This is a genomic window from Aquimarina callyspongiae (assembly GCF_034322225.1).
In the GTDB taxonomy this organism is placed as follows: domain Bacteria; phylum Bacteroidota; class Bacteroidia; order Flavobacteriales; family Flavobacteriaceae; genus Aquimarina.
Genome location: NZ_JAXLPA010000007.1, coordinates 74119 through 86825, shown reverse-complemented (window position 1 = coordinate 86825; position 12707 = coordinate 74119). Strand labels below are relative to the sequence as shown.

Genomic DNA, 12707 nt, shown 5'->3' with positions numbered 1-12707 from the left:
GTAATTACCTTTTTTGTAGTTACTAAAAATAGGTAAAACTTTTTAACTGAAATTGAAACCTAAAAAGATTAGATCTTTTTAGGTTTCAATATTCATAGGCCACTGATGAATTTGTGGCATATTAGGAGGCAGGTCTGGTATTTTATTTTCTATTGTATATTGTTTAATAAAAGAAGTTAATTTATTTCGGAAATCGGCCAAAGCTATATTTCTGGCGTCGGTTCCTCCACCGCTAAAAAATAGATCCTCATCCGCTCCGGTTACGGGTATTAAAGGTTCATAAGGAGCAGAATTTACAAAAGTGTAGTAGAAAGTAATCATTTCTCCTATTGTACCGGTATTGGGTAAATACTGAAGTAACTCTTCTGTTGAAAATGTACTTGAAGGTTCAGGAATATGTGCACTTTGTAGAGTAGGAGGATAGTTGCCGACAAAGGTTAAAGCGGGATTAGCTGTATTATCCATTCTTGATAATCCGTGCGCAGTAATTCTATATAAAATACTTGTGAGTATTTGTTGTAACTTTTGTTTGGTATCAACTTTGGGTAATCCTTTAATATTTCCATTTTCCTTTTGTCCGGCGGCGGCAATCCAGGCTTGTAATTCGGTGTCTTTTTTAACAGCTTCATTACTTATGTATGTGTTTTCTACAAAAATGTAGGTGTACTCTTTTACAATCTCCCAAATTTTTAAAAGATATCCAATAATTGGATACATATCCCAAGGTTCTGAAACAGTAAAATCTCTTTTTGACAAACCAAGTTTTTTTAAAGTATTGGTTGGATCATCATCAAAAAAAGTACGGTCTTTTGCAAAGTTATCGATAAGCTCTAGGAATTGATAAGGTGTCTTTATTGAGGTTGGTGGTGCTATTTTTTCCCAAAGAAGCACTAGAACATCATTAAAACCTATAATATATTTAGATTGAGGTGCCAGGATCTCATAAATAGGATGAGTTTTTGAGATATTATTGAACATGGTCATAATCATAGATGCAGTAACTAAATGCCAATGATACACATGACCTAACCATATGCCATAAACTGTAACTGATGTTTTAACTGCTTGTAAAGCATATAACCAGGCAGATTCAGTAGTTGTGTTAATATCATAAAATTGTTGATGATTTCCATTGTATCCTGATACATATATGGCGAATGGTCTAAGTTCTTTTGTTTTTGAATTTTGTTTTAACCAGGTAAAAGTTGTAGGTGTAAATCGTTCTGATCCTTTAGCTTCCTGAGGTTCAAGAGTCGCATAAATTCTAAAATCTATGACATATAAATTTCCCTTTTTATAGAGGAGGTCCATTTCTTCTGTCCATTGCTTAGGAAAAGCATTTCTATATTCTGATAGGTTTTTATCTGTTACTTTTTGAAGTATTAGCAAATTATAAGCAGCGCCATATTTGGCGATAGTTGGAAAAAATTGTTTTGTAGCCTCTTCAGCGTTAGAAATAGTTTTTGTCCATATTGGGAGTAGTTTTTCAGAAGCATTTCTAAATATGTTACCAAAAGTGGTCCATGACAAAGAAAACTGACTTGGTTTATCTAAAGATAAATTTGTTAAAGATTGTTTTGATGCAATACTAGAATTACTTTCAAATGTTAATTTACGTTTTACAAACGCTGAGTTTTTAAACTGTCGGAAATTATTTTTTTTGACTTCTCCTCTAAATTTAAGTAATTCCTTTTCTCTTTCATCATTATTAGTTTTTCCAAAGACAAATGAATATGCATTTGCAAAATATCCTTGAATTGTAAACATTTCTGAAAGCCCAGATTTTGCTTGACTTATTTCTCTTTCTCTAGCAGCAAGATTGAGTAAAGTTTCTAAAACTTCTGTTAGAATAATAGGATAAGCAGGGACGTGATGAAAACCTAATCTTTGCAAAGGTAAATGACGGATCGATTTTTCTTTTTTTATATAGGTTCGATACAAATACCATAGTAGTAGTATAAGCAAAATACCTCCGATAATTGCCAGAATTACATCCATAATAAAGAGATTTGTGATGATAAATAAGCCCTTTGATCATTTCTAATTAAAAAAATGATACTATGTAAATGTAATAAAGAGTAATGTACTATGTAAGCGTATTATTACGTGTTTTTATGTGGAAATATTTGATAATCAGGTAGTCATTGGTGTTTTGACTACCTGATTTTTTTAAGTTTTACTTAATCAAAATAAGGTCGTTCTGTGATAAATAACAATCTTTTTGCATTTTTTCTCCAATGTTTGGGAGCTTGATTACCTAGAATTACGGTCCCCATTGCATAAAACGAACCCAATTCAAAGGGATTCATTTCCTGTAATTTTGTTTCAGCTTCTTTGATACTTTTGTTTTTTACAAGACCTATAAAATCATATATAAGATTTTCATATTCTGGATATAATTCTTTTACTTTAGATCTGAATTTTTCTGGGTTTTTATTCTTTTTTGCAGCAAGTCCTAATGCTGACCATATAGAATAGCCATCGATTCCTTTTTCGTTGTCCAATAATAAAGCTGTCTCTATAATATCTTGATTTGCATTGTCTGAAGCAGCTGCTTGTCTTATAAAGAAGTCATATAAATTATCATTTTGTACATGAACTATAGCCTTTTTTAGTTCGCCATTATTTAATAAGACATATGCATAATCAGGAGAATTTCTGACTTCCACACTTTCTGTTTTAAGGTTTTCAATATAATCCAGATAATCTATTTTAAAATCACGTTTTAAAGAAGTTTGTTCATTTCTATCTAAAAGATTCTGAATTCGTTTAAGATCAATGCTGATATAATAACTAAGGGCTGGTTCTTTACTAATAGCAATCTTCATACTATTTTCAGCTTCTTTCCATTGTTTATCTTCAGCAAAAGCATAGCCTGATGCAAAAGCTAGCCAAGGATTATCGGGCCATTTTTTGTGACCATTCTTAAAAGCGTTGTTTTGTGCTATCCCATCTTCCATACAACGAGTTTTGAGGTAAAAATAATTACCATTATCAGGATTAGCATTTGCAAGATCAGTATGATCGTTACAAACTTTTGTTTTTGTTTCTCCAGTTGCGCTTTCCTGAAGCATTCTTAAGAGCATAGTATCTTCAGGATTTTGATCTAATCTCTTTTTAAGGATAGTTTTAAATTCTTCCATTTCTTGGGCTAATGTTAACCAAGTCATAATGTGGATAGAATTTCTGTCATCCCATTTAGCGTGAGCCAGAACCATGGGACTGATATCATCTTCTGATTTAACCATATTCAGTAATGTTTGGGGAGCTAGATCACTATAGGCTTCCAGAACATCCCTGGTGGTAGATCCACCTCTTGTAGAAACTGATGATGGTGGTTCTTCAAAAACATAATCAGCATTGGTTGTACTCCATCGAGAAGTGCCTAAATATTTGTTATCATTGTATGAAATCCCTCCATAAAAAGCAGTCCATTTAACTAAGGTCGCTGCATTTGCAATATTGTATACATAGGTTTTAGATGCAGATTCAGTATTTGGTGTAAATGCTTCTATTTCTGTTTGATCATCATAAGAAACCGTTTTTATAGAAATTCCATTTGAAGTAATTAGATCTATTTTTTCAGAAGAATATGGAGATAATTTAACTTCTTTATCATCAACATACACGATTACATCTTTTGCTAAACCATTATAAATAGCTAATGATGAGGTTCCAATATAACCACCTGCAAAGACAGTAGCTCCAACAACCAAAGCTGCGACTATTAATTTTACAATAGAAGGAAAAAATCCATCTGCTGTTTGAAAACGATCCCACCATCCTAATTTTTTCTGAATAGGCCTTTCTTTTCCTGGTATTAATAGATTGTATTTTTCTGGTAGATTAGAAAGTTTTGGAGGAAACATATCGGAGGTTTGTTCTGATAATACTAGATTATTGACATATTCCTCGCTTTTAAGAAGATCTTCTAGTGCAATGGACCTAAGTGCAGATAAAGCAGATTTTATAGTTCCTGTCCAGCTCTCAATTACTTCCATCCATTTGTTAATGTTATCCCTATCGGCATGAACAAGATCAAATGTACCAATGTATTCTTGCCAACTTGTTGTTTCTAGTTTATCTAGAAATTCTTTTGAGAGTTCGATGCTTCTACTATTAGTAAAGGCTTTACTCAGTACTCCACGTAGATCATTGGCAGCTCGTAATAATCTATCAAGTTCTGATGATGTTACTTTTCCATCAGCCATAACAACATTAAGTACATTGTATAGAACATTTTCTGCATCTTCTACATTTGCTCTGGTATGTTCTGTAAAATGTAAAATCCCAGATAAATTATTAAGATATTTATCCCATCCGTTTCCAGCTTGTTTTGCAGCTTCGAGTGAAATTGTTCTACTTAATTTGTCATGAGATATTACTTTATCATTTGCTGTGATAAGTTCTTTGTCTACTTTTTTGATAACTTCTGGAAGATCTTTTCTAGAAATTTGCTCACCACGGTACATGATTACACCTCCAGGGGCGGTAAGAATTTTTTCTTTCAGAGCTGTAAGTAAAACTTGCTCTTCATTAATCGTTTTAAGTATTTCTAAATCTTCATTAAGAGATTCTGGGTATAAAGAGGTAATCTCATTTTTTAGATTCTTAAAAGAATGGTTCAATAAATATATATCATTAGCATTCTCATAATTTCTGAAAAAAGATCGATCTAAATAAACTCCTCTATATTTTGGATTGTAATATACTTTATTGAAAATTTTATTTTGTTCTTCAATACTTTCTTCAGTAGATAATGGAGTTGTTTCAACTTTAGCAGTTTCTATTAGCTCAGCTGTAATTCTCTTCTTGGTACCTTCAGGGTTTTTAAAGAGACTCCAAGCAGAACGCTCATCAATAAAGGCATTTATATATACTTTTTTGGCATTGTTTTCTCGATCGTGATCTGCTGGGTGCGTAGCCCACATTTTAGGGGGATTTGCAAGTTTGGAAGTAAAGACCCTGTTATTTTCTGGATTTTCTTTTGGAACTATTGGAGATGCACCATAATCTTTTTGATTAAGTATATATCGCATTCTTTCAATAGCATTATTCTGCAAAGCAAACATATCGACTACAGCTTTTTTGTTAGTTAGTGCTATGTTTACCATATCTAAAGATTTGTCATAAGCATCATCAGCTGCTTGGAGTCGATGTAAAGCGTGTATTAAGGCATCACTACCTGTTAAAGAAACTGCGATTAAATCTGCATTAAATTCCATTTCTCTAGAAAGTGCTCGATGCGCAACAAGAACGATTTTAAAGAAAATCTCAATAAGAGACCTTATAGACCAAACAATTATAGAAAGTATCCAGCCAATCCAAGCTATTCTTATATCTACAGATGATATAGTATTTAGAAATTTATCTAAAATATCTCGTTGTCCAATTATATGAGCTGCTATTTGATGTGCCATATATACCCAACGACCCACCAACATAGAGCGTTGAGCAAAATGTCCAAATTCATGTGCCAATACGGCTTTGAACTCTCCTAAGTTTAAAACATTGATTAAACCAATCCCTATTTCTAGATTTTTCTTTGAAGGAAAAAAGAGATTTAATACAGAAAGATCATATGACACACTCGCATTTACTCTACTAGAAAGAAATACTTTATGTGGGCGAGGAGCACCAGCTTCATCTGCAAGTTGATGGAGGTAATTAAATAAAATAGGTTCCTCTTTTTCTGTGATTTCTTTTTGATTAGGATCCCCTCCTTTCTTTATGAAAAACAAGGCTTTAATCATGAAAATGAAAAGAAAAAGGTTAGGAAGAGCAAGTAAAAAGTTCAAAAACGAATTTTTTCCTCCCGCTAGCGAATCAGAAAACAATCTATACGAGGTATACCCAAACCACCAAGACAATGCTATATAGGCAATAACAAAAAGAACTAGTCCTCCCATAGCTAACCATACGTGTTTTTTAAAAGAAGTACTGGGTTTAGTTAGATTCTCAGGTATTTTGGTAGAGATTTTTTCATAAAAATTTTCCATAGTAAAAACTTAGATTTTCAGGTGATTAGTATAGGTATGTGTCTTAACCTAGGAAAATGTTACCAAACCAGTTATGATTTTTCTCCATTAAATTCAAAAGAGTAGATACATTATTTGATATAAAAACTTAATTATAAATGTATTTTTGAAATATGAATCCTGCAGAAACATATATACTTAATCAACCAGAAAAGTTTAAAACGATTCTTCTACAGTTACAAGTGCTTATAGAAACAACAATACCATCAGTAGAACTATTATATAAATATAAAATCCCCTTTTATTATATTGACGGTAAACCATTTTGTTATCTCAATGCTGCAAAAGATTATGTAGATGTTGGTTTCTGGAATGCAGCTCATCTTACAGTGCATTTAGATCATATGACAACAGCAGGACGTAAAGTAATGAAATCCCTTAGATACAGAAGTATTGAAGAAATAGACCACACTATTTTAATAGAAGTCTTACAAGATGCTTATAAAGTAAGAGGTAAGAAGTTTTGGAAATAACCGTATATCTTACGACAGATTATTTACAGTCTGTCTTATTGCTACAAGATTGGTTAATAGTTTTTCTAAGTGATCCAGATGTAACATATTAGCACCATCACTTTTTGCATTAGCAGGATCAAAATGAGTTTCCATAAATAGTCCATCAACTCCTGTTACAACTCCGGCACGGGCGATAGTTTCTATCATTTCTGGTCTACCTCCAGTAACTCCACTTGATTGATTGGGTTGTTGAAGAGAATGTGTAACATCTAATACCGTTGTTCCGTACTGTTTCATTGTAGGTATTCCTCTAAAATCTACGATCATATCCTGGTAACCAAACATAGTTCCTCGATCCGTGATCATAGCCTTAGAATTACCGCTATCATTTACTTTTTTAACTGCGTGCTGCATTGCTTCAGGACTCATAAATTGCCCTTTCTTAAGATTTACCGTTTTACCTGTTTTAGCAGCAGCAACTACTAAATCCGTCTGACGAACCAGAAAAGCTGGAATCTGCAAAATATCCACATACTCTGCCGCCATTGCAGCATCTTCATTTTCATGAATATCTGTAACGGTCGGAATTGTAAAAGTCTCGCCAACTTTACGTAATATTTTTAAAGCTTTTTCATTTCCTATACCTGTAAAACTATCAATACGACTACGATTAGCTTTCTTAAAAGAACCTTTAAATACATATGGAATCTTTAATTTATCAGTAATAGCCACAACTTTTTCTGCTATACGTAGTGCCATATCTTCTCCTTCAATAGCACAAGGGCCAGCAAGTAAGAAAAAATTATCAGCTTCAAGATTTTTAAGGTTTTTGATTTCAGAAAGATTCATATCGTTTTTTTAAGAGCAGCAAAGATAGAGTTTTAGTTAGTTTGGATTAAAGAAATTTTAGAAAAAGTGGATCTGGTATAGAGTTTGATAAATGCTTAGGCATTCACACAAAAGATAACATTCATGAAAAAAGTACTCACAGCAATTTTCTTTTTAACAACTATAGTAGTATCTGCACAATATGGGGATGCTAGTGTAGAAGATCAATTATTTAAAATTAATCTTTTTACTCCTGGGATAGAGTATGAAGTAGGTCTTAATAAAAATAGCACTCTTGATTTTAGAGTAGGAACTGGTTTTGCCTATGTAAAAACAAATAATGAAGAAGATTTTGGAGTATTTCTCACTTTTGAGGGAGCATATAGATATTATTACAATCTGGAGAAACGTTTGTCAAAAAATAAAAATATTACAAAAAACTCAGGAAACTATGTAGCATTAACTTCCTTTTTAGCTCCTGGAAACCCAATTATCGGAGATTTGGATACAGATATAGATTATATTGGAGTCGTTGGCCCTGTTTGGGGATTTCAACGAACATATAATTCTAATTTTAATATAGGTTTAGAACTTGGTTTGGGGTATGAGTTTACTAATGAGGATGGAAATATAGCACCCATTGTTGGCTTTAGACTTAGCTGGGTAATAGGTAAATAAAGAACAAGTAGTTAAATAGTTAAGCTTCATGTTTAGGTTTTAGATGCCTGATTATGAAGCTTTTTTAATAATTCAGTTTTAATATACAACCTGTCGAAATAACTCGTACATTTGCACCCTTAAAAATCAGGGAGATATGAAAGCTATAAAAAATATTGCTATAATTGCTCACGTAGATCACGGAAAAACTACGTTGGTAGATAAGATTATGTACCATTGCCAGTTATTTCGTGAGAATGAAAATACAGGGGATCTTATTTTGGATAATAATGATCTGGAACGAGAAAGAGGAATTACAATTACTTCTAAAAATGTTTCGGTTACTTATAAAGACACCAAAATTAATATTATTGACACTCCTGGTCACGCCGATTTTGGTGGTGAAGTAGAGCGTGTGTTAAATATGGCTGATGGAGTATTATTATTGGTAGATGCTTTTGAAGGACCTATGCCTCAAACTCGTTTTGTTTTACAAAAGGCAATTGACCTTGGTTTGAAACCTTGTGTTGTGGTTAATAAGGTAGATAAAGAAAATTGTACTCCTGATGAGGTTCATGAGAAAGTATTCGATTTGATGTTTGAGTTAGGAGCAGAAGAATGGCAATTGGATTTTCCAACGGTTTATGGGTCTGCTAAGAATAACTGGATGAGTGAAGATTGGAAGAATGAAACTGATAATATTGAACCATTACTTGATATGGTAATTGACCATATCCCTTCTCCTAAAATAGAAGAGGGAACCCCACAAATGCTTATCACATCATTAGATTTCTCTTCGTTTACTGGTCGTATTGCTATCGGTCGTTTACAGAGAGGAACACTAACTGAAGGGATGCAGGTTTCACTTGTAAAACGAGATGGAACTATTAAGAAGTCTAAAATAAAAGAACTTCATACTTTTGATGGTTTAGGAAGAAAAAAAGTTGAAAAAGTTGAGGCAGGAGATATATGTGCATTAGTAGGGTTAGAAGGTTTTGAAATAGGGGATACTGTTGCAGATCTTGAAAACCCTGAAGGACTTAAAACTATTGCTATAGATGAACCAACAATGAGTATGTTATTTACCATTAATGATTCACCTTTCTTTGGTAAAGACGGAAAATTTGTAACCTCAAGACATATAAAGGAAAGATTAGCAAAAGAGCTGGAAAAGAACTTAGCATTACGAGTTAATGATACGGATAGTGCAGATAAATTTTTGGTATTTGGACGAGGTGTACTGCACTTATCAGTTTTAATCGAGACTATGCGCCGTGAAGGGTATGAATTACAGATCGGACAACCACAGGTTATAATTAAGACTATTGATGGTGCACAGTGTGAACCAATAGAAGAACTTACTATCGATTTACCAGAGCACGTTTCAGGAAAAGCAGTCGAGATGGTGAGCTTGCGTAAAGGTGAAATGCTAAGTATGGAAGCTAAAGGAGATCGTATGGTTTGTGAGTTTTTGATTCCTTCAAGAGGAATTATAGGGTTACGTAATCAATTATTAACTGCAACTGCTGGTGAAGCTATAATGGCACATCGCTTTAAAGAATATCAGCCTTTAAAAGGAGATATCCCTGGAAGAATAAATGGTTCACTTGTTTCTATGGAAAAAGGAACTGCTATTCCATATTCAATTGATAAATTACAAGACAGAGGAAAATTCTTTGTGGATCCAGGAGAAGATATTTATGAAGGACAAGTAATCGGTGAGAACTCTCGTGGTGATGATATGACAGTAAATATTACTAAAACTAAAAAACTGTCTAACGTACGTTCATCGGGTGCTGATGATAAAGCTAAAATTGTTCCAGCTATTAAATTTTCATTGGAAGAAGCATTAGAGTATATCCAAAAGGATGAATATGTAGAAGTTACTCCTAATCATTTGAGATTAAGAAAAGTATTTCTGACTGAGGTAGAACGTAAGCGTAATAAAATCGTATAAAGCGATTGCATATTATATAAAAAAACAAAAATCCCGAGTGCACTCGGGATTTTTTTAGATATAATTGGGGAAAATTTTAGGGGTAAATTGGTTTTGGGGGACAATATTTTTTAACATTTATTTGTCCAGATCAATTAGGTGACAAATGTAATGTGCTTAAGTGTTCCAAAACTTGTAAAAAACAATCAAATTACCGGTAAAATACATTTTTTAACGATAAAACACATAAATGCTATGTTTTCAGATCTAGGTCTAATTACTGAAATTGTTGGATATTTCGCATCTTTTATGGTATTAATATCTTTTCTGATGAGAGATATAAAAAAGCTTCGTCTTGTAAACTCTGTGGGGTGTGTTGCCTTTGTGATTTATGGGATACTACTCAATTGGTCATTACCTATTGTTATAACCAATATGGCAATTGTGAGTATAAATCTATATTATCTTTTTATCAAAAAAGAAGCATAATATTACATATGCTCATATAAAAGTAATATTTATATTTAAATTACTACGTGCAAATTGAGTATTTTCACTTTCCAAATATAAATTTTGAGAGTATATACTATTAAAAAATATCAAAAAGATCATTATTCCCTATGGAATTCGTTTGTAGCGGATGCAAAAAATGGTACTTTTCTCTTTCACCGAGATTTTATTGAATATCATAAAGATCGATTTGATGACTTTTCACTCTTGATTTATGATGGGCAGCGCTTAATAGCATTGTTACCCGCTAACAAAAGTAATACGGATATTTATTCTCATCAAGGTTTAACATATGGAGGACTCATTTTAAGGAAAAGCATTGGCGGAGAAAAAATAAGACATATACTTCAAACACTAACAGATTATATAAAATCTGAAGGCAATCATAGACTCTTTATTAAGTATCAACCATCTTTCTATAATCAACGACCTTCGAATGAGCTTTCTTTTTTTCTTACGGATTCTGGAGGAGAGATGTATAGAAGGGATTTAAATCTGGCTATAGACTATCGCTTACCATTACAAATACATAAAAGTAAATTAAAACACTTTGACAAAAAAAGAGATCTAGGGTTTGTAATTGAAGAAGTAGAAGATTGTTCAGAATTTTGGGAACAGGTTTTAATACCAAGACTACAACAAAAACATAAAACAACTCCTGTACATTCGATTTCTGAGATTATGTTACTTAAAAATCGTTTTCCAGAAAACATTAAACAATTTGTTATACGTTTTCAAGGAAAAATTCAAGCAGGGATAACTATTTTTAAAACAACTACTGTAGTAAAATCACAGTATGGAGCAGTAACAATGGACGGAGAAAAAAATAGAGCTTTGGACTTTCTATTTATATCTTTAATTAAAAAATATAAAGAAGAAGGCTATTTATTCTTTGACATGGGTACAGTTACTGAAAATAATTTTGGCTTATTAAAACAAAAAGAAGAATTAGGTTGTGAGATTTATACTCAGGATTTTTATCGCTTATCTCTATAAATTCTAAGAATTAATTTTCCAGGTTTCAACATATTTTTTAGCTATTTGCATATAATGATGTTCTTTTTCTATAAACTCTCGGGCATTGTTACCTATTTGTATAATTTCTTTTGGGTTTAAAATAAGTTTTTCAAGACTCTGGGCAATTTTTTTACTATCCGGAGTAGCATCTATTGCTACAGTTTTATCCAGGTTATAGTAATTCCTAAAAGCACTACCAGCACCTGTAAATACGACTTTACCCATTGCCATCGCTTCAAGAGCATTGTATCCTTGATCATGAGCTTGAGCCTGATCTAAGACAATATGTGCTTCTTTATATTTTTTAATATAATCAGCATAAGGTAAATCCTTAGTGGTAGTTATTTCGATTTTATCATTATAGTTTTGGATGATGTAGTCTAAAGCTTCTTTAAAATACTGATGCCCTTTTTTTATAGTATTGGAACTATTAATCCCGTGAAAAATTTTGATTTTACCTTCTGTAGATAATGGTGTTTTCTGGATAATATCCACATTTACAGCATTGGGGATTAATGGAACTGTTTTACGAATATGACTATAAGCAATACTATATTCTACACTTGCAGGTATTACAGCTTTGATATTCTTAAAAACAAAATCATGCAATTTTCTATGTTTTTTTGTGATATATCGTAATGGGAATTTATAATGTTTTTTTAGTTTTTTATTTTTTAAAAAAGGAGTGAAAGTGCTGTAAGGGAGTTGGTTAGATAATAAATAAGAAATAAAAACATGATCATCCCCACAAGCTGATAAAAAAACATTGCTGTTATTCCTGAAAATGAAATTCAATAATCTTTTCTCAAAATAAGGCCCTATGTTAAAAGGTGTTTCATTAATAAGTTGAACAACATCGTAATCGATAAGTTGTTTTTTATGTTTTTTAACATTAGAAATGATTTCAATAGAAGCTATGTCAATACTAGTAGTAAAATATATGAAATGGCGTATTTTATTAATTAAAAAGTTGTTCTTTACCTTATGAGCATCTATATTGATGTCAACAGGATAGTTCTTAAACAAATCACCAGAACCTATAAGAGTAACTTCATGACCATTTTTTATAAGTCCTTCTTTAAGTGAATTGTGAAGTCTACTATATTCTCCTACAAGTAATATTCTCATTCAAAACGTTTCAATAAATACTATAAAAATTCTAAATACCAATTATTAGGCTTACGTAAAAAAAAATATCTTTGCTGTAAAGGTAGTTGTAAATCCTTTAATAATTAAAAAAATACAATGCTCCCGAATTGAATACTT

At 32.1% G+C, this 12707-nt stretch carries 9 protein-coding genes; 5 read left to right on the top strand and 4 right to left on the bottom strand.

All coding sequences use genetic code 11. The features are described 5' to 3' along the window. Positions 1-78: 78 nt before the first annotated feature. Together U0D62_RS23305 and U0D62_RS23300 are read right to left on the bottom strand one after the other, a co-directional pair. Entirely contained in the window at positions 79-1998 is a 1920-nt protein-coding gene (locus U0D62_RS23305) for a lipoxygenase family protein (RefSeq protein ID WP_322289766.1), read from the bottom strand. 182 nt (positions 1999-2180) lie between these two features. Then, positions 2181-5999: a M48 family metallopeptidase gene (locus U0D62_RS23300; protein ID WP_322289765.1), complete on the bottom strand. Its 3819-nt coding sequence runs from the start codon at positions 5997-5999 to the stop codon at positions 2181-2183. 152 nt (positions 6000-6151) lie between these two features. On the opposite strand from U0D62_RS23300, the gene U0D62_RS23295 reads away from it, so the two are divergent. Then, the gene (locus tag U0D62_RS23295; RefSeq protein ID WP_322289764.1) at positions 6152-6511 is read left to right on the top strand and encodes a DUF1801 domain-containing protein; all 360 of its coding nucleotides are present in this window, start codon (positions 6152-6154) and stop codon (positions 6509-6511) included. A 9-nt stretch (positions 6512-6520) separates the two neighbouring features. Here U0D62_RS23295 and kdsA read toward each other — a convergent pair whose 3' ends face one another. Then, complete coding sequence (kdsA, locus tag U0D62_RS23290; RefSeq protein WP_322289763.1) at positions 6521-7342, bottom strand: 3-deoxy-8-phosphooctulonate synthase; 822 nt, start codon at positions 7340-7342, stop codon at positions 6521-6523. Positions 7343-7465: 123 nt separating this feature from the next. Here kdsA and U0D62_RS23285 point away from each other — a divergent pair, with 123 nt between their 5' ends. The 4 genes from U0D62_RS23285 to U0D62_RS23270 all read left to right on the top strand — a co-directional run bounded on the left by U0D62_RS23285 (position 7466) and on the right by U0D62_RS23270 (position 11420). Then, positions 7466-7999 (top strand): DUF3575 domain-containing protein, encoded by a 534-nt coding sequence (locus U0D62_RS23285; protein ID WP_322289762.1) that lies wholly within the window; start codon positions 7466-7468, stop codon positions 7997-7999. A gap of 136 nt (positions 8000-8135) precedes the next feature. Beyond that, positions 8136-9935 carry a translational GTPase TypA gene (typA, locus tag U0D62_RS23280; RefSeq protein WP_322289761.1) on the top strand — a complete coding sequence of 600 codons (1800 nt, stop codon included), beginning with the start codon at positions 8136-8138 and terminating at the stop codon, positions 9933-9935. A gap of 309 nt (positions 9936-10244) precedes the next feature. Then, positions 10245-10403, top strand: a complete 159-nt coding sequence (locus U0D62_RS23275; RefSeq protein ID WP_322289760.1) for a hypothetical protein — start codon at positions 10245-10247, stop codon at positions 10401-10403. Between the two features lie 84 nt (positions 10404-10487). Continuing rightward, complete coding sequence (locus U0D62_RS23270; protein WP_322289759.1) at positions 10488-11420, top strand: GNAT family N-acetyltransferase; 933 nt, start codon at positions 10488-10490, stop codon at positions 11418-11420. Between the two features lie 3 nt (positions 11421-11423). Here U0D62_RS23270 and U0D62_RS23265 read toward each other — a convergent pair whose 3' ends face one another. Next, positions 11424-12569 (bottom strand): glycosyltransferase, encoded by a 1146-nt coding sequence (locus tag U0D62_RS23265; protein WP_322289758.1) that lies wholly within the window; start codon positions 12567-12569, stop codon positions 11424-11426. Between the last annotated feature and the right edge of the window lie 138 nt (positions 12570-12707).